Genomic DNA, 22,081 nt, shown 5'->3' with positions numbered 1-22,081 from the left:
TCCTTCAGACTACTTCGCGAGGGGCCGTTTCACACGGTTCTTGTGCAGTGTCACAACGTTTTTCCGCACCCCGCGGCACGTCTCGGCGGCATCGTCAACCCTCAAGTGCCGCTTGAAGCGCCTTGCGCGACACCCGCGGCGCACGGGCGGATGCCCCGGGTCGCGGCGATACCATCGGGGCAGCGCGTACGACTGGATGAGGAGGCGGTTGCCTGTGGCCATGACAGAAGCCGACCTGCCCGCACTGCCGGGCCTCGAGATCCCCAAGGGACTGCTGGCCCCGACGACCGGGGCGAAGCGGTCCCGGGGCGACGGGGAGGCCGTGCCCGCGGCGCCGGGCTCGGAGCCCGGGCAGCCGCGCTCCGCGGAGGCCGTCTCCACGCGGCTCTACAAGAAGTTCCCGGTGCCGGAGCCACTGCCCGAGCACGGCCCCGCCCGCGTGATCGCGATGTGCAACCAGAAGGGCGGGGTGGGCAAGACCACCACCTCGATCAACCTCGCCGCCTCGCTGGCCGACTACGGCCGCCGCGTGCTGTGCATCGACTTCGACCCGCAGGGCGCGCTCTCGGCGGGCCTCGGCGTCTCCACCCACAACATCCCGACCATCTACGACCTGCTCATCGGCCAGGTCTCGGATCCGCACGACGCGATCCAGAAGACCGCGTTCGAGCGCCTCGACCTCATCCCCGCGAACATCGACCTCTCGGCCGCGGAGGTGCACCTCGTCACCGAGGTCGCCCGCGAGCAGATCCTCGCGTCGATCCTGCGCAGGGTGAGCGACGAGTACGACGTGATCATCGTCGACTGCCAGCCCTCGCTGGGCCTGCTCACGGTCAACGCGCTCACCGCGAGCCACGGCGTGATGATCCCGCTCGAGTGCGAGTACTTCGCGCTCCGCGGCGTCGCGCTGCTCATCGAGACCATCGACAAGGTGCGCTCGCGGCTCAACCCGGCGCTCGAGCTCGACGGCATCCTCCCGACCATGTTCGACGGCCGCACGCTGCACGCGCGCGAGGTGCTCGACCGCGTCTTCGAGGTGTTCGGCGACAAGGTCTTCGACACCATCATCGGCCGCACCGTGAAGTTCCCGGACGCGTCGGTGGCAGGCGTGCCGATCGTGGAGTTCGCGCCCGGCCATCCCGCCGCGCAGGCGTACCGGCAGCTCGCCCGCGAGCTGGTAGCCCGCGGTGCCGCGGCCTGATACCGACCAGGGCGCGCCGCAGGAGGCGGCCGACGGCGGGTTCCGGGTGGCCCTCGACGTCTTCGAGGGCCCCTTCGACCTGCTGCTGCAGCTCATCGGCAGGCACGAGCTCGACATCACCGAGGTCGCGCTCTCGGTGATCACGGACGAGTTCATCGCCCACGTGGCCGAGATGGACACGGACGACGACCTCAACCGGGCGAGCGAGTTCATCGTCGTGGCGGCGACGCTGCTCGACATGAAGCTCGTGAGCCTGCTGCCGCAGGGAGACTACGTGGACGCCGAGGACGTCGCGGTGCTCGAGGCGCGCGATCTGCTCTTCGCACGGCTGCTGCAGTACCGCGCCTTCAAGCAGGCGGGGGAGTGGTTCGCCGAGCGGATGCGGATCGAGTCGGTGCGGCACCCGCGCGCCGCGCCGCTCGAGCCGAAGTACCGGGAGCGCATCCCCGACCTCGTGTGGACGACCTCGCTCGAGGACTTCGCCGCGATCGCGACCCTCGCGCTCGCGCCCAGGGCCATCCCCACCGTGGGGCTCGACCATCTGCACGCGCCGCTCGTCTCGATCCGCGAGCAGGCGGCGCTGCTCGTGGAGCGGCTGCGGGCGGTCGGCGCCCTCACCTTCCGCGAGCTCGTGGCGGATGCGGACGAGCGCGGGGTGCTCGTCGCCCGCTTCCTCGCGGTGCTCGAGCTGTACCGGCGGGCGGCCGTGGAGCTCGAGCAGGAGGCGCCCCTCGGCGAGCTGACCGTCTCGTGGGAGGCGGCGGAGTGGAACGACGACGAGCTGAGCACGTTGGGAGCGGACTATGACAGCTGAGCACGAGGCGCCAGCCGCGGAGGAGACGGTGGACCTCGACCGCGCGCTCGAGGCGATCCTGTTCGTGAGCGACGAGCCGGTGCCGCTGGTCGCGCTCGCCGCGGCGGTCTCCGCCCCGGTCAAGCAGGTCCGGGAGGCTGTGCATCGGCTGGTCGAGGACTATGATGGAAAGCTTGACGGACCGGTGCGGGGTTTCGAGCTCCGAGAGGTCGGCGGGGGCTGGCGCATGTACGTGCGCGAGCGCTTCGACGACATCGTCGGCGACTACGTGTCGGTGCGACAGCCCTCGAGGCTGTCGCAGGCGGCGCTCGAGACCCTCACGGTGATCGCGTACCGCCAGCCGGTGACGCGCTCGCAGGTCGCCCAGGTCCGCGCCGTGAACGTCGACTCGGTCGTGCGCACACTGCTCGCGCGCGGTCTGATCGACGAGGCCGGACAGGATGCGGTGACGGGGGCGACGCTCTACGTGACCACCGAGTTGCTCTTGCAACACCTAGGAATTAACTCCCTCGAGGAACTGCCGAAGATCTCGCCGCTCCTCGAGGACGGACGGGATGGATTCAATGACTAACGAGCAGCGCAGGCCGCGACGCGAGGGCCCCTCGCGCCGCGACGGCGACGACCGCCGGCGCGGCGCTCGTCGGCACGAGCGCGACGACCGCGGCGGCCGCCCCTCCCGTCGGGACGAGGACCGCCGCGAGCAGCGCGGGCCCCGCGAGGATCGAGACCGCCGGGAGTACCGCGGGCGGGACGACCGGGCGCGGAACGACCGGGGTCGTGACGACCACGGTCGCGATGACCGGGGCCGGGGCGACCGGGGCCGTGACGATCGCGCTCGCGAGGACCGCGGCCGCGACCGGCGCGGCGGCTGGGACGACCGAGGCGACCGCGACGGCCGCGGACGGCGCGAGCACGGCGGCGACCGCGGCGGTGCCGACCGCGATCGCCGGCACGAGGGCCGCCGCGACGGCGACCGGCGCGAGCACGACCGCCGGGACGACCGGGATCGCCGACCCGAGCGCCGCGACGACCGGCGCCCGCGCGAAAGCTACCGCGAGGGTCGCGGGCGCGCCCGCGACCGTGGAGGTCGCGACGACCGCGCCTTCCGCGGGAGCGATCGGCGGGAGTACCGCGGCTACCGCGAGCAGCGCGGGGATCGGGACGAGCGGGGCTACCGCGAGGACCGCCGCCGCGAGGACCGGGGCGGACGCCCCGAGCGCGAAAGCCGGGATCGCGAGGGCCGAGAGCGTCGCGAGTACCGCGGCAATCGCGAGTACCGCAGCGATCGCGCGCACCGCGGGGGAGCGGACCGCCGCGGCTTCCGGGATGACCGCGGCGGCGATGACCGCCGTGCCGCCCGGGGCGGCCGCGATCGCCGCGAGGAGCGGGGCGGCCGGCCCGATCGGGAGCGCCGCGAGTACCGCGGCCCCGGCGGCGATCGCCGTGACGGCGACTACCGCGATCGCAATCCGCGCGGCCTCGAGAGCCGCGAGCGGGACGAGCTCTCGCGGCAGCGGGCGCAGGAGCGCGCCGCCGACCGCCGCGAGGCGCAGGCGGCCCGCGACGCGCTCGTGAAGGCGCAGCGCGAGCGGCCGAAGGGCGGCTACTCGCTCGCCGACTTCGACGACATCCCCTTCCATCCGGAGCATCGCCCCGAGGGCGCGGCGCCCGCGCCCGAGCGCAGCACCGAGGGCGTGCGGCTGCAGAAGGCGCTCGCGAACGCGGGCGTCGCCTCGCGCCGCGTCTGCGAGCAGCTCATCGCGGACGGCCGCGTCGAGGTCAACGGCGAGACCGTCACCGAGCTCGGCAGCCGCATCGACCCCGAGAAGGACCGCGTGGTGGTCGAGGGCACGCCGGTGCAGTTCGACCAGTCCAAGCGCTACGTGCTCCTCAACAAGCCCGTGGGCGTGTTCTCGACGATGCGCGACGAGCAGGGGCGCCCGGACCTGCGCCGCTACACGCGCGAGTTCAGCGAGCGCATCTACAACGTGGGGCGCCTCGACTCCGACAGCTCGGGCCTGCTCATCCTCACCAACGACGGCGAGCTCGCGAACGTGCTCTCGCATCCCTCCTACGAGGTCGTGAAGACCTACGTCGTGAAGGTCGAGGGCAAGCTGCGGCAGGGCGACCTCAAGCGACTGCTCGAGGGCATCGAGCTCGAGGACGGCTTCATCCGGGCCGACTCGGGGCACATCATGGCCAAGGGCTCCTCCTCGCAGGCCACGCTCGTCGAGATCACGCTGCACTCGGGCCGCAACCGCATCGTGCGCCGCATGTTCGACGAGATCGGCCACCCGGTGCAGGAGCTCGTGCGCCGCAGCTTCGGGCCGCTCCAGCTCGGCCCGCTGCGCTCGGGCGAGACCCGGGAGCTCTCGGAGGAGGAGCTGCGCAAGCTGCTGCGGATGGCGCGCAAGGCCGAGGCCACCCGCGCCTACCACCAGTCCCAGCGGGGCGAGCAGGGCGGGAAGGCGGAGCGCGGCCGGTCGTCCTCCGGCGAGGGCCGGCAGCGCGAGCGCCGAGGCGAGTCCCGCGGCGGCCGGCGCGGCGACGCGCCCCGCGATCGCAAGGGAGGACCTCGCCGATGACCCCCACCCGCACCAGCTCGCCCGTGCTCATCGTCGGCACGGGGCTGCTCGGCACCTCCGTCGGGCTCGGCCTGCGCCGCCTCGGCGTGGACGTGCTGCTCCGCGACGCCTCGCCCGTGGCGCTCGGCCTCGCCGCCGACTACGGCGCCGGGCGCATCGCCACCGCGCCGACCGCGGCCGAGGCCGCGCCCGAGGACGTGCCGCGCATCGTCGTCGTGTGCGTGCCGCCCGACGTCGCCGGCCAGGTCGCCGCCGAGCAGCTGCAGGCGTGGCCGGATGCGATCGTCACCGACGTGACGAGCGTCAAGGCGGCGCCGCTGGCCGAGATCCGCGCCGCGGGCATCGACATCAGCCGCTACGTCGGCTCGCACCCCATGGCGGGCCGGGAGACCGGCGGGCCGCTCGCGGGGCGCGCCGACCTGTTCGTGGGCCGGCCGTGGGTGATCGCCACCCACGAGACGACGACGGTGGCCGCGCTGCAGGAGGTCGAGGGCCTCGCCCTGGACCTCGGCGCGAGCATCGAGACGATGACGGCCGAGGAGCACGACGACGCCGTGGCGCTCATCTCGCACGTCCCGCAGCTGCTCTCCACCGCGATGGCCGAGCGGCTCCTCGACGACGAGCAGGGCGCCGCGGCGCTCGCGGGCGGGGGCCTGCGCGACGTCACGCGCATCGCCGCATCCGATCCGACGCTGTGGAGCCAGATCCTCGCCGCGACCGGCCCGCGGGTGGCGCGCATCCTGCGCCTGCTCGCCGCCGACCTCGAGGGGCTCGCCGACGCGCTCGACGACATCGAGCAGCCGGGGGCGCGGCGCATCGTCGCCGAGCACATGCTCGCCGGCAACGAAGGCGTCGCGCGCATCCCGGGCAAGCACGGCACGCGCCGCACGTTCGTGAGCGTGACCGTGATGCTCGACGACACCCCGGGCCAGCTCGCGCTGCTGTTCAAGGACATCGGCGATGCGGAGATCAACGTCGAGGACTTCGCCTTCGAGCACTCGCCGGGCGCGAACCTCGGCCTCGCGTCGATCGCGGTCGTGCCGGAGGTGCGCCAGAAGCTCCTCGACAAGCTCGACGAAACCGGATGGAGGGTCGCACAGTGAGCAGCAGCGGAACCAGGGCCTCGGACGGCCGGGCGGTGGTCGTCGCGATCGACGGCCCCTCGGGCTCGGGCAAGTCGACCGTGTCGCGCGCGCTCGCGGTGCGGCTCGGCTGGCAGCTGCTCGACACCGGCTCGGTGTACCGCGCCCTCGCGTGGTTCGGGCTGCAGCGCGGCGTCGACCTCGACGACCCGGACGCGGTGATCGCCGCGGTGCCCGAGTTCCTCGAGCGGTGGACGCTCTCGCTCTCCCCCGAGGAGCGCTGGGTGCGCGTCGGCGGCACCGATATCACCGACGCGATCCGCGAGACGGAGATCTCGGGCGTGGTCTCGAAGGTCGCGGGCATCCCGGCCGTGCGCGAGGCCGTGAACGAGCGCTTCCGCGAGCTGCTCGCGAACGCCGACGCCGAGGGCATCATCGCCGAGGGCCGCGACATCACGACGGTGGTCGCGCCCGACGCGCCCGTGCGCATCCTGCTCACCGCCGACGAGGAGGTGCGCGTCGCTCGCCGGCTCAGGGAGAAGGCGGGGGAGGATGCGCAGGCCGTCGCCGCCACCGTGAGCGCGCGCGACCGCAAGGACTCCCGCGTCGTCAACTTCACCGAGGCGGCCGAGGGCGTCGCCGTCCTCGACTCCACGAACCTCGGCCTCGACGCCACGATCGACGCCGCCCACGAACTCATCACCTCCAGGAGCACGCCATGACCGACGGGAACACGCCCGCATTCGAGCCCGAGTTCGTCGAGGGCGACGGCTCCTTCGAGGACGCCTACGAGACCGCATCCGACACGGTCATCGAGAACTTCGAGCGCATCGACGACGAGACCGCGGAGATGCGCGCCGACATGCTGCGGCGCTCGCTCGAGGAGTACGACCTCGAGGCCGACGACCGCGAGGTGCTCGAGGGCTACTTCGGCGAGGACGGCACGTTCCTCATGCCCGCGCTGCCCGTGCTCGCCGTGGTGGGGCGCCCGAACGTCGGCAAGTCGGCGCTCGTGAACCGCATCCTCGGCCGCCGCGAGGCCGTGGTCGAGGACGTCCCCGGCGTGACGCGCGACCGCGTCTCCTACCGGGCGGGCTGGCTCGACCGCAACTTCACGCTCGTCGACACGGGCGGCTGGGAGCCCGACGCCCGCGGCATCGACCGCTCCGTGGCGCAACAGGCCGAGATGGCCATCCAGCTCGCCGACGCGGTGCTCTTCGTCGTCGACGCGAACGTGGGCGCCACCTCGACCGACGAGGAGGTCGTGCGGCTGCTGCGCCGCAGCGACCGCCCCGTGCTGCTGGTCGCCAACAAGGTGGACGACACGGTGCAGGAGCCGAACGCCTCGGTGCTCTGGAGCCTCGGGCTCGGCGAGCCCTTCCCCGTCTCCGCCCTGCACGGGCGCGGAGTGGCGGACATGCTCGACGAGGCCATGCGCATCCTGCCCACCACCTCCGCGGTCGCGAAGGAGGAGGTCGGCGGGCCCCGCCGGGTCGCGATCGTCGGCCGCCCCAACGTGGGCAAGTCGAGCCTGCTGAACAAGGCGGCGGGGGACGAGCGCGTGGTCGTGAACGACCTCGCGGGCACGACCCGCGACCCCGTCGACGAGCTCGTCGAGATCGGCGACCGGACCTGGCGCTTCATCGACACCGCGGGCATCCGCAAGCGCGTGCACCTGCAGCAGGGCGCGGACTTCTACGCCTCGCTGCGCACCGCCACCGCGATCGAGCGGGCCGAGGTGGCCGTGGTCGTGTTCGACGTGACCGAGCCGATCGGGGTGCAGGACGTGCGCATCGTCGAGACGGTGCTCGAGTCGGGCCGCGCGCTCGTGCTCGCCTTCAACAAGTGGGACGAGCTCGACGAGGAGCGCCGGTGGATGCTCGAGCGGGAGATCGAGAAGGATCTCGCGCACGTGGCCTGGGCGCCTCGGGTGAACATCTCGGCGAAGACCGGCCGGCACCTGGAGAAGCTCGTGCCGGCGCTCGACGCGGCGCTCGAGTCCTGGGACACGCGCATCCCCACCGGCAAGCTCAACGCGTTCCTCACCGAGCTGGCGCAGGCCTTCCCGCACCCGCTGCGCGGCGGCAAGCAGCCTCGGGTGCTCTTCGCGACGCAGGCGCAGACGCGGCCGCCCACGTTCGTGCTGTTCACCACCGGGTTCCTCGACCCGGGGTACCGGCGCTTCATCACGCGCCGGCTGCGCGAGACGTTCGGCTTCGTCGGGAGCCCGATCCGCGTGAACATGCGCGTGCGCGAGCGGCGGTCGAAGAAGAAGTAGACAGTGGTGAACTGACAAATCCGGGGCGCGGTCACTATGACCTGACATGTCCCGGGTTTGTCACACCCTTCGGTAGGGTAGTCGGACGCAGTCTTTTTGCGACTCGAGTTCGACTGGACCCAACGGAGGCACCACATAATGACCGATTTGCACGCTCAATCACAGGCTGAGTGGTTCAGCCGCGTTGCGGTCGCGGAGCAGATGATTCCGCGGATCTCGAAGCTGTACCGGGAGCGCAATATCGTCACGTCCATCCACGGGCGCCGCCTCATGGACCGCTCGGCCATCGAGCTGATCAAGGTGCACCGCGCCGCGCGCCGCAACCAGGGCCAGGAGCTGTCGCTCGATCTCAGTGCGGAGATCCTCGACGCGCTCGGCCGCACGGAGTTCGAGACCGCCTCGGTGGACATCGGCACGCTCGCGTTCCTCTACAGGCAGCAGCCCGAGGGCACCTCGCTCGAGGACTTCATCGCGGAGCAGCTCAAGGAGGTCGGCTCGGCCGGCTCCGAGCAGAGCTCCTCCGCCGACGTCGTGCTCTACGGCTTCGGCCGCATCGGCCGGCTGCTCGCGCGCATCCTCATCCAGCAGGCCTCGACGGGGCCCGGCCTGCGCCTGCGCGCCATCGTCGTGCGCAAGAACAGCGAGGACGACCTCGAGAAGCGGGCCTCGCTGCTGCGCCGCGACTCGGTGCACGGGCCGTTCAACGGCACGATCAAGGTCGACCGCGAGAACAACACGATCCTGGCGAACGGCACGCTCATCCGGGTGATCTACTCGAACGACCCCGCGTCCATCGACTACACCGAGTACGGCATCGACGACGCGATCGTCGTGGACAACACGGGCCGCTGGCGCGACGAGGAGGGGCTCGGCCAGCACCTCCAGTCGAAGGGGGTCAAGCGCGTGCTGCTCACCGCGCCGGGCAAGGGCGACATCCGCAACATCGTCTTCGGCATCAACCACGGCGACATCACCGACGAGGACCGGATCCTCTCGGCGGCCTCCTGCACCACGAACGGCATCACGCCGGTGCTCGCCGCGATCGACCGCAAGTACGGCGTCAGGCACGGCCACGTCGAGACGGTGCACTCGTTCACGAACGACCAGAACCTCATCGACAACTTCCACAAGGGCTCGCGCCGCGGTCGCGCCGCGACGCTGAACATGGTGCTCACCGAGACCGGCGCCGCGAAGGCCGTCGCGAAGGCGCTGCCGCAGTTCGCGGGCAAGCTCACGGGCAACGCGATCCGCGTCCCCACCCCGGACGTGTCGATGGCCGTGCTCAACCTCGAGCTCGAGCAGGAGGTCTCGAAGGACGACCTCAACGACTTCCTCCGCAACGTGTCGCTGCACTCGAACCTGCGCCAGCAGATCGACTACATCGACTCGCCCGACATCGTCTCCACCGACTTCGTGGGCAACGACCGCGCCGGCGTCGTGGACGGCAAGGCCACCATCGCCACCGGCAACCGCGTCGTGCTCTACGTCTGGTACGACAACGAGTTCGGCTACTCGAAGCAGGTCGTGCGCGTGATCGAGCACATCGGCGGGGTGCACCCGCTCGTCGTGCCGGCGCGGCGCGAGGTGACGCAGGTCTAGCGCCCCTCGACCATCTTCGTGGCGGGTCCGATCGGGCCCGCCACGTGTGGTTTCCAGACCGCTTCAGCCTACGCCCGGATACTCCGACCGTGTCCAGAATGCGCTCCTATCGTGGCGCTCGCAAGCGTCGCCCGTGGCATGGGGCCGCGGGTGCGACCACGAACGGATTGGAGTCGGAATGACGGAACAGCGCGTAGCCCTCGTGACCGGAGCGGGGCAGGGGATCGGACGGGCGATCGCATTGCAGCTCGCGGGCGACGGGCTCGACATCGCGGTGGCGGACCTCGGCTTCCAGCAGGAGAAGGCCGAGTCCGTCGTCGCCGAGATCGAGCAGCTCGGCCGCAGGGCCGTGTTCGTCGAGGCGGACGTCTCGAACCGCGATCAGGTGTTCGCGGCCGTGGACCGCGCCGCCTCGGAGCTCGGCAGCTTCGACGTGCTCGTGAACAACGCCGGCATCGCCCAGGTGCGGCCGCTGCTCGAGGTCACGCAGGAGGAGATGGAGAAGATCTTCTCGATCAACGTGAACGGCGTGCTGTGGGGCATCCAGGCGGCCGCGGCGAAGTTCGAGGAGCTCGGCAAGAAGGGCAAGATCATCTCGGCCGCCTCGATCGCGTCGATCCAGGGCTTCCCGATCCTCGGCGCGTACTCGTCGTCGAAGTTCGCGGTGCGCGGACTCACGCAGGTGGCGGCGCAGGAGCTCGCGCCGAAGGGCATCACCGTGAACGCCTACGCGCCCGGCATCGTCGGCACCGCGATGTGGGACCACATCGACGAGGAGCTGCACAAGATCAACGGCAAGCCGCTCGGGCAGAACCTGCAGGAGAACATCGACACGATCTCGCTCGGCCGGGTGGAGACGCCGGAGGACGTCGCGGGCGTGGTCTCGTTCTTCGCGAGCCCGAACTCGGACTACGTGACGGGACAGGTGCTGCTCGTCGACGGCGGCATGCTCTACAACTAGCCTGTTCGTCCGTCCGTGCCGGGAGCGCGCCGAGTCCTGCTCGTGCCGTTCCCGGCACGCTCGTCTACGCGCTCGGCGCGGCGGCCCCGTCGCGGGCCTCGAACTCGCGCCGGGCGGCGCGGATGACCTCGCGCAGCCGCTCGCGCAGGGCCTGGCTCCGCGCGGAGTAGTCGCGCTGGAGCCGGACGTACTCGGCCTTGCCCGCGGGGGTCTCGATCTCGATCGCGGGGACGCCGTAGTCGCTCACGTCGTAGGGGGAGGCCTGCATGTCGGTCCAGCGGATCTCGCGGGCGAGCGCGAAGGCGTCGAGCAGCAGCTCGCCCGGCACGAGCGGGCCGAGCTTGATGCACCACTTGTAGAGGTCCATGTTGGCGTGCAGGCAGCCCGCCTGGTCGAGCGCGCACTGCGTCTCGCGGGTGGGCTGCAGTCTGTTGCGCGGCCGCGCCTCGGGTGTGAAGAAGCGGAAGGCGTCGAAGTGGCTGCAGGCGATGTCGTGCGAGCCGACGACCTCGTCGGTGCCGCGTCGCCCCAGCCGCAGGGGGATGGGGTGCCGGTGCTCCTCCTCGCGGTAGACCATGGCCCACTCGTGCAGGCCGAAGCAGTTGAAGCGCGCGGGCCGGTGGAGGATCGCCTCGGTGAGCCGTTCGATCTCGGCGACGAGCGGCGTCTTCGCCTCGAGGAAGGCTCCCGCGTCGACGGCGACGCGACCGTGCCCGACCGCGCGGTACCAGCGCTTGTCGAGCCAGGCATCCGCATCCTCGAGGGCGGCGCCGACGCCGGGGTGCCAGCGGCGCAGTACGGCGGGCTTGTACGAGTAGTAGGTGAACAGGAAGTCGTCGATGGCGTGCTTCTCGCCGCGGGCGCGGCGCTCGCGGTAGACGGCGGTGAGCTCGTCGGCGCGCTCGTGGTGGGCGGTTTCGAGCGCCTGCCATTCGGCGGCGGGGAGCGTGCGCGTCGGGCTGTCGACCTGATGGAGCATGGTGCGTCCAGGATACGCGGGTGGCGGACGCAAGTTGCGCGAGGGCAGGGGCGGAAGGATGCTTGGGGCATGGAGAATTCTGCGCCCGCCCCCGTCGATCCCGCCGCCGATTCCGCCGCCGAGGAGGCGCTCGAAGAGTGGGACGTGCTGCTCGCGGATGGCACGCCCACGGGGCGGACGACGCTGCGGGGCAGACGGGAGTTCGGCGAGGGGGAGTACCACCTCGTGGTGGGCATGTGCGTGCTCGCGGAAGACGGCAGCGTGCTGGTGACGAGGCGCGCGCCGGGCAAGACGCACGAGGGCCGCTGGGAGTTCCCGGCGGGCAGCGCGCTCGCGGGCGAGACGAGCGTGGAGGCGGCGCAGCGGGAGCTGGCGGAGGAGACGGGGCTGCGGTTCGAGGCCTCGGAGTTCGAGTTCTTCGAGCGCATCACGGAGCGGACGGCGCTGTTCGACGTGTACGTGGTGCGGGTCGCGGAGCCGCTCGAGGTGACGCCGCAGCCTGGCGAGGTGGATGCGTACCGCTGGGTGCATCCGCGCGAGATCTTCGAGCAGCCGCGGCGGGTGGATTTCGCGGGGCCGTGGCTGCGGCGCTTCGAGACCATCGAGGAGCGGCTGCGCGGGGTGCTCTGGGGCTAGCCGGCCTGTTAGTCGAAGTTCGGGCTACCCTCGGCGCGGGGGACGACGAAGTCGTCGAGCCGCCCGATGCCCTCGTCGAGGTCGGTCCAGTCGGCGTCGAAGGCGATGGCCGAGATGGCGGCGGTGGGGTAGTTGTGGTCGATGGCGTTCCAGCCGGGATGCTCGTCGGGTGTCGCGAGGGCGCGCACGAGGAGGCTGACGCAGGGGAAGTGGCCGATGACGAGCGAGGAGCGGATGTCGGCGTCGAGGTTGCGGAGGAGCGGCAGCACGTCGGCGGGCGAGGACTCGTAGATCTCGTCGTGGTAGGTGACGGTGCCGGCCTCGGCGCCGCCGTCGAGGATGCGGCTCCAGGTCTGGCGCGTGCGGCGGGCGCTGGAGCTGAGGACGCGGTCGAGAGGCTGGGGGAGCGAGGCGAAGTACTCGCCGGCGACGAGGGCGTCGCGGCGGCCGCGCTCGTTGAGGGGACGCTCGTGGTCGGCCTCGCCGGTCTGCCAGGAGGACTTGGCGTGGCGCATGACATAGAGGGTTCGCTGCATGCCGCCAGGGTACGAGCGGAGGCTGCCGAAACGCCGGACATGCCCGGTAGTGCGGCCGGTTTCCGTGCGGGGGAAACATGCGCTAATCTATACAGGTTGCTTCGGCAGCATCGGGATGTGGCGCAGCTTGGTAGCGCACTTGACTGGGGGTCAAGGGGTCGCAGGTTCAAATCCTGTCATCCCGACAGGAAAGCCCAGGTGAGAAGTAGTTTCTCTCCTGGGCTTCTTCACGTTCTGGACGGGTTTTTGTTGGTCCCTCTGGTCCCCCTGACACTGTTCGGAGAGCCGCTCTGCGGACGGCCGACTCGGCTCGGGCCGCTTCCCTGTGGATAAGGGGACCAAAAGGGGACCAAATAGGGACCAGAACGTTTCCGGGCCCTTCCCGTGGTGCCCTTCGGAGATGTTAAAGTTCGCGTTTCGGCGGCTGGTTCTGGCGTGCGTGACGGCGCTGTCCGGCGGCTGAGAGGAAGGCGTTGGCTTGCTCTGCGGCGGACGCGAGGTGCCGGTCGCCGGGGTGCAGGTAGCCGCGGATGGTTTCCACAGATGCGTGCCCGAGGATGAATCGTGTCGTGTTTGATGGAGGGTAATCCTGTACTGAAAGGAACCCTTGGCACCATGCCCGTCCCCTACCCCGCTGAGATCCGCGAACGCGCGGTCCGGCTCGCGCTCGAGGCCCGCAAAGACCTCGCGACTCGTGATGGCGCGATCACCCGCATCGCGAAGCAGCTCGATCTCCTTCCCGAGACACTCCGGAAGTGGGTGCGGAAAGCAGAAGTCGATGAGGGCCTCCGCCCCGGCACTACCACCGAGGAATCTGAACGGGTCGAAGAACTCGAACGCGAGGTGCGCGAGTTGCGGCGCGCGAACCAGATCCTGAAGTCCGCGTCGGCTTTCTTCGCGGCGGAGCTCGACCGCCCCTCACGATGACCGAGAAGACCGCGTACATCGACGCGCATCGCGCCGAGTTCGAGGTCGAGCCGAAGCACCGTGGGATTCAACCCGCGTCTTTCCTTCCCGCGGGCCGCGAAGCTCGCCGAGTACGATAGGAGCACAAGGGTGAGGGGGTGCATCATGGCCGGCACAGCAGAGCACATCACTGCGATGGTGCGTAGCCACGCAGCTGGCGACGATGCAGCTTTCTACTCTGTCGCGTTACAGGTTGCCGCACGTGAGGCCAAACGTGGGCACCATGTGCTCGCCGGCGATATCAAGAAGGCTGTCGACTCCTCTCGTCAACGTGCACCACTGGGAACCGTCACGCCGATGGCGCAGCCTCGTGGCGAGTTCGCAGAGCTCGTCGAGGAGACTCGCCCGGATGTTCGGCTCCGTGAACTCGTCGCTCCCGCAGAACTCGTTGCTCAGATCAAGCAGGTCCTTGCCGAGCAGCGACAGCGGAAGACGCTTCTTGATCATGGTTTCGCTCCGGCGCACCGGCTCTTGCTTGAAGGGCCTCCCGGCACGGGAAAGACCATGACTGCTGCCGTGCTCGCCACGGAACTGTCCATTCCGATGTTCACCATCAGACTGGACAGCCTCTTGAGTAAGTTCATGGGTGAGACGGCCAGCAAACTTCGCCTGGTCTTCGACGCTGTCGCACGGCACCGTGCGGTCTACCTTTTCGACGAGTTCGATGCGCTCGGCGCCGATCGTGCCGGCAACGATGTTGGCGAGGCTCGCCGGATTCTGAATTCCTTCCTCGTGTTCCTGGAGGAGGCCAGCCCTGAATCGCTCGTGCTTGCCGCGACAAACCACCGGGCGATCCTTGACAAGGCTCTCTTCCGCAGGTTCGACGCTGTCCTGACATACAGCCTCCCGGATGCCAGGCAAGCTGTCGCCGTCATCCGGGCGCGGCTAGGATCTCTCGCGGCTGGCACGAGCATGGCCAAGCTGGGTGAGTTCACGAACGAGCTCAGTCATGCCGAACTCGTAAAGGCCGCAGAATCAGCGGCAAAGGCCGTGTTGATGCGTGCTGAGACGCATGTCGACCGCGATGACCTGATCGCCGCTCTGACCGCCCGCCGAACGGCCAGCCTTGGCTGAGCCCGGCCGCGATCTCGACCACCTCTACATCCACGGGTACGCCGAGACGGCCGACTTCCACCGCCGGGGAGGCGGAGGTTTCAAACGGCGCACTGTCGAGCGTCACGGTCACGGGCAAGCGCTGCAGTCGGCCGTGCAGGACGCCTTTAGCGAGTCCGATGAGGAACGCGATAGCTGTCTCCCCGACGATGATCAGCTCCGCGCAACCGGCACCGTCATCGTCCTGGAAGGCGAGAGCGCCGCGCACCCGCTTAAGCTCGAATCGCTGGACTCGTATACCCAGCACAAGATCAACCGTCCCAAATGGCTTCTCCTGTCGGTCCGTGAGGCCAGCGACGAGCAGCCCGAACGTGCCACTGTGTGGGTCGCGGATGAGTTCCGGCAGAAATTCTTGCAACTGTTCGAGGACTACCTCGAGAAAAGCAGCCGTGGGGGAAACCCCAAGAACCAGGACCTCGTCGCCAACATCGCTCGTATCCGCCATGCTGTTCTGTCTGATCTGTGGACTTCCGATGGCGAGCCCCGTTACCACGGTCGACACTGGTGGGAGCTCTGGCTTGACGCGGGCAGCGAGCACCTCGATGCCCTGCGCGAGTTCATCACAGCCAACGGCTTGCGGATCCTCGACCGGTCGCTGCGGCTTCGGGACCGCGTGATCGTATGGGTCGAAGCGAGCTGGGCTCAACTGGAGATCCTGCCCTTCACTGCGGTTCCGCTCACAGAGATTCGACGGCCGGAGTTCATCGAGACTGTCGAAGACCTCGACGTCGACGAACAAACCGATTACGTCGCAGACCTCGTTGATCGTGTTATCCCGGCCCCCTCGGACGCGCCGGCGGTGTGCCACTTCGACACCGGCGTCTTTAGAACCCACGTGCTCCTCCGTGATTCTCTCGCGACCGAGGACCATCACACCGTGATCGGAACCTCGGGCAACGACGCTCATCACCAGGGACACGGCACCTCAATGGCCGGACTCGCCCTGTATGGGGATCTCGAGCCCCACCTCCTCGGCACGAATGAAATCAGCCTGCGGCATCGCCTCGAGTCCGTCCGTATGACCCCGGCGCGCGGTGAATCGACAATCGATCCGATCGACTACGGAAGTGCCACCGTTCAGGCCGCTGCCCTCGCGGAGATCACCAACCCGCGGCGTCGCGTCTATTGCCTGACACTCAGTTACCCGCCCGAGAACACCGGGGAACCCACCTTGTGGTCCGCTGCCGTCGACGCTCTCGCTGTCGGCACCGAGAACACCCGCGACGGTGATCAGTTCCAGCTCATCGGGTCACCGGATCCGGACAATTCACGCCTGATCGTGGTGGCGGCCGGGAACGTCTCACCATATATGGAAGACTACCGAACCAACTCGATCACCTCGCCGATCGAAGATCCGGCGCAGGCGTGGAACGCGCTGACGGTGGGCGCCTACACTGAGCGTGCCGTGCTGCCGCAGCATCCGCAGTATGCCGGGTGGTCGGCGATGGCGAATACCGGGGAACTCTCCCCGCATAGCCGTACTTCGGTGATGTTCGACCAACGACGGTGGCCCGTCAAGCCAGATATCTGTATGGAGGGCGGCAACGTCCTGACCGATGGAGCGGGAGGGCTCAACGAGCGCCACTCCCTGCTCTCCCTACGGTCGACCGGCAACACCAGCGATGTCGCGCTCACTTCCGCCAATGCCACCAGCGCCGCAACGGCCCAGGCTGCCCGCCTTGCCGCCCTGGCGATGGATCGCTATCCGGACTACTGGCCTGAGACGATCCGGGGACTGCTCACGCATTCGGCCGAGTGGACGGAGCCGATGCGGCAAGAGGTCGACGGCGTCGAAAAGAAGACCGATCGCCACCAACTGCTGAGACAGTTCGGGTGGGGCGTTCCGATGGAGGAGACGGTTCTCAACTCGTCCCGTCAAGCGGTCACGCTCATCGCTCAAGATCAGTTCGTTCCTTTCCAAGGGTCGGATCTCGCAATGCGCCACTTCCGACTGCACTCCCTGCCCTGGCCCGCGGAGGTACTGGAGGAACTCGGCGGCACTGAGGTTCGGCTACGACTCACGCTGTCCTACTTCATCGAGCCCTCGGCCTCGCGGCGCGGTTGGCGCAACCGCTACGCATACGCCTCACACGGTTTGCGCTTCGATCTCCAGGGCCCGCTCGAGAACCGTGCAGAGTTTGTCGCCCGCATCAACCGCGAAGCACAGAACGCTGAAGAAGGTTCCCCGCCCGGTAAGAACGCCTCACAACGCTGGTTTATCGGAGAACAGTCCCGCAACCTCGGCTCCCTCCACCAAGACGAGTGGCATGGAACCGGCGCAGAACTGGCACGTTGTAGCAGCGTCGCCGTGTACCCGGTCGGCGGCTGGTGGAAGAACAACCGACGTGCCGACCGGAAAGAGCTTCCTGTCCGCTATGCGCTGCTCCTATCACTTCAGACGCGAGAGCAGGGTGTCGACCTCTACACCCCGATCGCCACACAGCTCCAAGTCCCGATCGCGACCGAGGTCTCCGCGACCTGACTTTGCGCTCACGGCAAAAGGTGAATCGCGTTCGAGAGTGCAGCGACCCGATCAGCGAACAGCCAGAGAACCGCGACCACGGGCGCGCATAGCGCGAGCCAGAGGACAGCGAAGCGCATCGTGCGTCCCCAGTTGTCCAAGGCGGAGCGTATCGTCTTCCAGCCATCAGGGCCGAGCTTCGGACCCAGCATATGCATCACCTTCCTCTCCTCGCTCATCGCAGGTGGCTCCTACTTCTTGTTATTGACTGACTTCTTCGGCTTGATCGGCGCCATTCGAACCTTCGTCTTCGAGGCCGCCTTCTTCGCACGATCCTTCGTCTTCTGTTGTGCGATCTTTCGCAACTTTTCCCTCGCGCTGTAGCTGAAAGGCCCAGTCAGGGAGTAGTACCGCCGTGTAGACATTCCCGTCGCCGACAGCGGCGCTTCAAAGGGCTCTTCTCGCACCATGAGCAGGCCGAGATCCTGCAACTGCTTCACCCCGGCCTGCACGGTGCGAGCCTTCAATCCGTACCATTCGTCCATCAGCTCATACGTGAACCAACACTCCTTCTTCCCGTTGGTCTCGCTGGCGACGACGAGGAAGACAGCCAGTGCGGGTAGCGATAGCTCCGCGAAGACTCCTTGGTTCCAGAACTCATCCGGCAGCACGAAGTACGTATGCCAGCGCGAATCTCGACCGAGCGGAGCACTGTATGGCTCTCCCGCATCCTCGCGACGAGGCACGATGCGCACGAGCCGGTTCTCTCGTTCCCGTTTCTCGATGAGATCGAGATCCTCCAGCCGCTTCCAACAACGCGACAACGTCGTCTCCGACCACGTCGGACCCTGAGCCGCAGTGAGTGCTCGGATCCATGCCCCGGCCGGCAGCGGTGTCTTACGGTCCGCCAGCCAAGGCCAGCAGGTCAATAACAGCAGGTACAACAGCAGCTCTCGATGACGGCGGCCCGACACCATGCGTGCCAAGGTGCTGGCCCGGGGCTTGTCCTGGTCGGGGAGCTGCACCAGGACATGACGTACCTGCGCGTAGCCTCGCCCCGAGAGCTTCGTCATGTGCTCACGAGTGCTGGCGGGCGTAGCCCCGCTCGGCTTGTCAATCGGCACGGAATTTCTGTCGCTCATACCTACAACCAAACCACAGCCCACGCGGTCAACCATTTCACAGCGAAAAGAGCCACTTGCAGTCTGGTGCTAGATCATGTGACGCCTCTTTGTGATGCCCCGATGCGATGCTCCAATGTGATGCCATGTGATGCTCGGTTAAGCGCCGAGCGCCACAGAAAGCAGTCTCAGTCCGCACCGATGCGCACCCTGCTCGCGACTTCGGGCAAGAATCGTTCCCCGCGCTCGCTCGGCGTGTCGCGGCCCAGTGCGCCTGGCCGTGGCGCCGTCGGCAGGTGGACTCGAGAAGATTGCCAGGCTGGAGCAATGACCACATCGAGAACCCAGATATTGAAAAACCAACGAGCCTCGCGCTACGTCCTCGAGACGGAGCGCGCTGTTGGCTAGGCCTCGCACTCCGATCGGAACGCACGGCCGCATCTCGTGCAAACGTCTCCATAGCGGCCGCTACACCGCCTCAACGCGGTACCGGGACTGGGACGGCCGCACGCGACTCGTCCAGTGCACCGCGAGCTCCTCGGCCGGTGCCGAGCGCCTGCTCAAGCACAAGCTCTCCGAGCGCCCTCTGTTCCAGCCGACCTTCACCGGTATGACCCCGGACAGCAGCTTTGCTGCGCTGGTCGACTACTGGATCGAGGACATGGAGATCGAGGATCGGCTCTCCCACACGACCCGACTGTTGTACGAGCGGAACATACGCAAGCTCGTCCTACCCCTCTTTGAAAATCTCACCCTCCGCGAGATCGGCGTCGCCCGCTGCGACTACTTCATCAAGCAGCTCGCGAAGGACAGCTATAACAAGGCACGCCAGGCCAGAGTCGCCATGCGTCTCGCGCTCGGGCTCGCTGTCCGGCACGAGCTGATCCCGCGCAACCCGATGGACCACGTCTCCAGGCTTCGCCGGCCGTCGCGCGAGGTCAATACATTTACTCCTGCGGAGGTGCGATACATCCGGACCGCGATCCGAACTTGGGAGGAACGCGAGGTCACGGCCGGACCCCGCCCGGATGGACAGCTCGGCCAGATTGTCGAGGTCATGCTCGGCACCTCGGCCCGCATCGGGGAAGTGCTCGCGATCCGCTTGTGCGACCTCGACTTGAAGTCCGCCATCCCGACGGTACGGATCTGCGGTACGATTGTCAGCCGCGCCTGCGAGCCCACGCACCGGCAGGATCATCCCAAGACCGCGCAGTCGGTCAGGCGCATCGCACTCCCGAAGTTCGCTGTCGACGCGATCCGTGCTCGGCTGCGGAACGTCATCGTCCGCGGGAAAGACACGCTGCTGTTCTCCACCCGGCGCGGTACCCCGCACACGACCAACAACATCCGTCGGCGACTGCGTGATGTCACGGCCAAGGCGGGTATCGACGCGGTCACACCGCACCGATTCCGGTGCGCGGTCGCGACTGCGATCAACGACGCCGCCGGCATCGACCTCGCCGCCACGCTCCTCGGGCACACCGACTCGCGCATCACCCAGATCCACTACGTTCCGCGCGACGAGATCGTCGATGCCTCAACCACCGAGCACCTCGAAGCAGCGGGGTAGGCGGGGCTGGCTTGGCCGTCAACTCGCCGGCCGACCCAGGATGTGGCAGGAGTCCTCAACTGCTACTGAGACTGCTTGGTGATCAGGCAAAGCGGACAGCACACAGTTGCGAAGATCACCGACGCCACTCATTCGTTTGGACACCAAGAACACACGGTTTGGAGACGAACATCACCGAAGCGGGAGATCTGCGTTAACGTCAGATTTCAAGTGCTGAGATTCGCGACGTCCCCGAGTGACTCGTCTACTCCTGTCCAGAGGAAGTTCCCTCGTCATCATTTTCTTCAGCAGTCCCGTGGTCTTCGACTGGGTGTTTAGTGATCGCATCCGCGCCAGAGGTTTTCCCCGTTGCGGAATCAGAAAGGGTCCCTTCGTCCGGCGACGCATCTGCAGCGCCGTCCACCTGTTTATCCATTTCCCTGCGTTTGTGCGCGGCCCTCCACGCTTCCGCTTTTCGCCGTAGTTCTTCGTCTTTAGCGTCGCCGTCTCTCGTGAATACACTTAGACCGTTTGGGGACTCTGACCACTTCTTCATCATGCCGCGGATGTCTCGTAGTGCCTGGGCAGCGTCGTGCATCCCGCGTACTTCGATCCACTCGCGAGGCTTGTATATCCCGAGATCGAGAATCACCGGGGAACTGAGGCGCGCACCGTTGAGCCCCTCAAACGTGACTTCACCGACGTGCTTGTCAGGAAGGGATGAGTCCTGGCGCTCCGGACCCCAGTCCCACGATGTCCGCCACTCCTGGCCCGGCGCAAGGATCGACAAAACTCCGGGAACCCCTACCGTTGCCCCGTCCCCATCTCGTCCGGATCGCCTCGGCCAGGGATCTAGGGAGATGCGCACATTCCGTGCCGCTGTAAGACCGAAGTTCTTGATAACCAAGTCAATTGCGAGGTTCGTGGCTTCTGACGGCTCAGTGAACGCCACCACATACGGCTGCGACCGCTCAACCTCGAGCTCCCTCGTTAGCTCACGCGACTTCCGTGCCTCCTTGACCTGACGCCCCGCATAGAACAGGGCGAAGATCGCGACGAGGGCTGTGAGAGCTGTGGAGACGCTCGAGATCCAGTCAGTGATGGAATCAGCAGGCATGCGAGTATTCTGCCATGAGGCCACTGAGGCCGTCGCGCTCACGAGATAATCGGTACATGGAAGAAGCGCAGCAGCTCATGGCAGACATTCTCTTCGGAAAGGGATGGAGCAGCACCCTGCCGAGCACCCTCGTCATCGTGCTTGGTGAGATCGCCCAATCCGCTCCGATCGTGCGAGCCGACTTTGACGCGATGCTGCGGGAAGCCAACCCCCATACTCCGCAGGGCCTTGACTCATCTGTATGGGAGCCGCTCGATCTGTGGACGGACGAATCGCTGGCCACGCTGGACTCGGACTACGGCGACCTCGATGAGCCCCGTACTGCCGATGAACTAAACGCCGAAGAAGCGGCTCAGCGATTAGCGGATCAAGCAACCTTTGAACAGTACCTGGTGTCGAAAGGGGTCCCGATTGAGCACACCGTAAGCGCATTGCTAGACCTGCTAATCGCCTGCGAGGTCGTCACGATGGACCATGCCGGCGTTCTGTCACTCAACGAGTCCGCTCCACTTCCCGCTGAAGTGCTGCCGCTTGACAGCAAAGAAGTTGAAATCCAGGACAAGCTTCGGTGGGAACGTCTGCACCAGGAAGCATCACAGGCAATCATTCGACTTTTTCGAACCGAGGGGCAAGGGCTCGATCACGTCCTTGTAAGCCTTGACCAACTCGCCGCGCAACTCGAGACCGACCCCGAAGACGTGCGAAGCGCAATCGGAGTTCTCATAGATGAAGGGGGCTTCTCAACCTCCACCGATATCGAGCGAACACCCAGCGATCAATCATTCATCCTCAACGTCGATTGGGAGGCTTTCAACCAGAATCGTATTCATGTCAGCCTCGACTCGCCAGAGAACCAATGAGGCGCGGGGATGCGCATTCGACATCTTCCGCCCTGGCCATCGTCCAGTCCCTTGAATCTGGCGATTGAAGCCCCCGCCACCTTGGAATGGCGTCCGCGCGAGGGACAACAAGCACGCAGCGAGATTTGAGGCTCTTCACGAACGAGGGTGTAGTCGAGGTCTGAAACCGGCTCTTCACGAACGAGGGTGTAGTCGAGGTCTGAAACCGCCGGCTTCGAGCAGA

Annotated in this window: 21 protein-coding genes and 1 tRNA gene; 16 read left to right on the top strand and 6 right to left on the bottom strand. The window is 67.5% G+C overall.

Annotated elements, in window-relative coordinates; genetic code table 11:
* The first annotated feature begins 220 nt into the window (after window positions 1-220).
* Genes FM112_RS00100 through scpB form a run of 3 tightly spaced genes read left to right on the top strand, consistent with a single transcriptional unit; the run spans window position 221 to window position 2,586 of the window.
* Window positions 221-1,201, top strand: a complete 981-nt coding sequence (locus FM112_RS00100) for a ParA family protein (RefSeq protein WP_254910304.1) — start codon at window positions 221-223, stop codon at window positions 1,199-1,201.
* Window positions 1,188-2,015, top strand: a complete 828-nt coding sequence (locus tag FM112_RS00095; RefSeq protein WP_087001993.1) for a ScpA family protein — start codon at window positions 1,188-1,190, stop codon at window positions 2,013-2,015. The genes FM112_RS00100 and FM112_RS00095 overlap by 14 nt, the downstream gene beginning before the upstream one ends.
* Window positions 2,005-2,586 carry an SMC-Scp complex subunit ScpB gene (gene scpB, locus FM112_RS00090; protein ID WP_087001991.1) on the top strand — a complete coding sequence of 194 codons (582 nt, stop codon included), beginning with the start codon at window positions 2,005-2,007 and terminating at the stop codon, window positions 2,584-2,586. Before FM112_RS00095 ends, scpB begins: the two co-directional genes overlap by 11 nt.
* On the opposite strand, the gene FM112_RS17035 is transcribed toward scpB, so the two are convergent.
* Window positions 2,576-3,655 carry a hypothetical protein gene (locus tag FM112_RS17035; protein ID WP_176386596.1) on the bottom strand — a complete coding sequence of 360 codons (1,080 nt, stop codon included), beginning with the start codon at window positions 3,653-3,655 and terminating at the stop codon, window positions 2,576-2,578. The two genes, scpB and FM112_RS17035, sit on opposite strands and share 11 nt — an antisense overlap.
* Between FM112_RS17035 and FM112_RS16705 the strand changes: the two genes are divergently transcribed.
* From FM112_RS16705 to FM112_RS00060, 6 genes are all read left to right on the top strand, one after another.
* Window positions 3,587-4,600, top strand: coding sequence for a pseudouridine synthase (locus FM112_RS16705; protein WP_369678152.1), 1,014 nt, complete (start codon window positions 3,587-3,589; stop codon window positions 4,598-4,600). The genes FM112_RS17035 and FM112_RS16705 overlap by 69 nt on opposite strands.
* The gene (locus FM112_RS00080) at window positions 4,597-5,703 is read left to right on the top strand and encodes a prephenate dehydrogenase (RefSeq protein WP_087001987.1); all 1,107 of its coding nucleotides are present in this window, start codon (window positions 4,597-4,599) and stop codon (window positions 5,701-5,703) included. The genes FM112_RS16705 and FM112_RS00080 overlap by 4 nt, the downstream gene beginning before the upstream one ends.
* On the top strand, window positions 5,700-6,404 hold the full coding sequence (cmk, locus tag FM112_RS00075; RefSeq protein WP_254910303.1) for a (d)CMP kinase: 705 nt from the start codon (window positions 5,700-5,702) through the stop codon (window positions 6,402-6,404). Before FM112_RS00080 ends, cmk begins: the two co-directional genes overlap by 4 nt.
* Window positions 6,401-7,960: a ribosome biogenesis GTPase Der gene (der, locus tag FM112_RS00070; RefSeq protein WP_087001983.1), complete on the top strand. Its 1,560-nt coding sequence runs from the start codon at window positions 6,401-6,403 to the stop codon at window positions 7,958-7,960. The genes cmk and der overlap by 4 nt, the downstream gene beginning before the upstream one ends.
* Window positions 7,961-8,098: 138 nt before the next feature.
* The gene (locus FM112_RS00065) at window positions 8,099-9,559 is read left to right on the top strand and encodes a glyceraldehyde-3-phosphate dehydrogenase (RefSeq protein ID WP_087001981.1); all 1,461 of its coding nucleotides are present in this window, start codon (window positions 8,099-8,101) and stop codon (window positions 9,557-9,559) included.
* A 178-nt stretch (window positions 9,560-9,737) separates the two neighbouring features.
* Window positions 9,738-10,520, top strand: coding sequence for an acetoin reductase (locus FM112_RS00060; RefSeq protein WP_087001979.1), 783 nt, complete (start codon window positions 9,738-9,740; stop codon window positions 10,518-10,520).
* A 64-nt stretch (window positions 10,521-10,584) separates the two neighbouring features.
* On the opposite strand, the gene FM112_RS00055 is transcribed toward FM112_RS00060, so the two are convergent.
* Window positions 10,585-11,499, bottom strand: a complete 915-nt coding sequence (locus FM112_RS00055) for a 3-methyladenine DNA glycosylase (RefSeq protein ID WP_087001977.1) — start codon at window positions 11,497-11,499, stop codon at window positions 10,585-10,587.
* Between the two features lie 69 nt (window positions 11,500-11,568).
* Here FM112_RS00055 and FM112_RS00050 point away from each other — a divergent pair, with 69 nt between their 5' ends.
* Window positions 11,569-12,135 (top strand): NUDIX domain-containing protein, encoded by a 567-nt coding sequence (locus tag FM112_RS00050; protein WP_176386595.1) that lies wholly within the window; start codon window positions 11,569-11,571, stop codon window positions 12,133-12,135.
* Window positions 12,136-12,143: 8 nt separating this feature from the next.
* On the opposite strand, the gene FM112_RS00045 is transcribed toward FM112_RS00050, so the two are convergent.
* Window positions 12,144-12,671, bottom strand: a complete 528-nt coding sequence (locus FM112_RS00045; protein ID WP_087001973.1) for a histidine phosphatase family protein — start codon at window positions 12,669-12,671, stop codon at window positions 12,144-12,146.
* Window positions 12,672-12,782: 111 nt separating this feature from the next.
* Here FM112_RS00045 and FM112_RS00040 point away from each other — a divergent pair.
* The 4 genes from FM112_RS00040 (at window position 12,783) to FM112_RS00025 (ending at window position 17,232) form a co-directional block, all read left to right on the top strand.
* Window positions 12,783-12,856 (top strand) — tRNA-Pro (locus FM112_RS00040).
* Between the two features lie 391 nt (window positions 12,857-13,247).
* Window positions 13,248-13,598, top strand: coding sequence for a transposase (locus tag FM112_RS00035; RefSeq protein WP_087001971.1), 351 nt, complete (start codon window positions 13,248-13,250; stop codon window positions 13,596-13,598).
* A 144-nt stretch (window positions 13,599-13,742) separates the two neighbouring features.
* Window positions 13,743-14,711 carry an AAA family ATPase gene (locus FM112_RS00030; RefSeq protein WP_087002011.1) on the top strand — a complete coding sequence of 323 codons (969 nt, stop codon included), beginning with the start codon at window positions 13,743-13,745 and terminating at the stop codon, window positions 14,709-14,711.
* Window positions 14,704-17,232 carry a S8 family peptidase gene (locus FM112_RS00025; protein WP_087001969.1) on the top strand — a complete coding sequence of 843 codons (2,529 nt, stop codon included), beginning with the start codon at window positions 14,704-14,706 and terminating at the stop codon, window positions 17,230-17,232. Before FM112_RS00030 ends, FM112_RS00025 begins: the two co-directional genes overlap by 8 nt.
* Window positions 17,233-17,240: 8 nt before the next feature.
* Here FM112_RS00025 and FM112_RS00020 read toward each other — a convergent pair whose 3' ends face one another.
* Window positions 17,241-17,450 (bottom strand): hypothetical protein, encoded by a 210-nt coding sequence (locus FM112_RS00020; protein ID WP_087001966.1) that lies wholly within the window; start codon window positions 17,448-17,450, stop codon window positions 17,241-17,243.
* A 12-nt stretch (window positions 17,451-17,462) separates the two neighbouring features.
* Window positions 17,463-18,284 (bottom strand): helix-turn-helix domain-containing protein, encoded by an 822-nt coding sequence (locus FM112_RS00015; RefSeq protein WP_087001964.1) that lies wholly within the window; start codon window positions 18,282-18,284, stop codon window positions 17,463-17,465.
* Window positions 18,285-18,942: 658 nt separating this feature from the next.
* On the opposite strand from FM112_RS00015, the gene FM112_RS00010 reads away from it, so the two are divergent.
* Window positions 18,943-19,902, top strand: coding sequence for a tyrosine-type recombinase/integrase (locus tag FM112_RS00010; RefSeq protein WP_254910302.1), 960 nt, complete (start codon window positions 18,943-18,945; stop codon window positions 19,900-19,902).
* Window positions 19,903-20,146: 244 nt separating this feature from the next.
* On the opposite strand, the gene FM112_RS16700 is transcribed toward FM112_RS00010, so the two are convergent.
* Window positions 20,147-20,998 carry a hypothetical protein gene (locus FM112_RS16700; RefSeq protein WP_140400508.1) on the bottom strand — a complete coding sequence of 284 codons (852 nt, stop codon included), beginning with the start codon at window positions 20,996-20,998 and terminating at the stop codon, window positions 20,147-20,149.
* Window positions 20,999-21,054: 56 nt separating this feature from the next.
* Here FM112_RS16700 and FM112_RS00005 point away from each other — a divergent pair, with 56 nt between their 5' ends.
* Entirely contained in the window at window positions 21,055-21,858 is an 804-nt protein-coding gene (locus tag FM112_RS00005; RefSeq protein WP_087001960.1) for a DUF6042 family protein, read from the top strand.
* Window positions 21,859-22,081: the final 223 nt, after the last annotated feature.

It is taken from the genome of Gulosibacter sp. 10 (assembly GCF_900163695.1).
Taxonomy (GTDB): domain Bacteria; phylum Actinomycetota; class Actinomycetes; order Actinomycetales; family Microbacteriaceae; genus Gulosibacter.
This window is presented reverse-complemented; position numbering and strand designations above follow the sequence as displayed.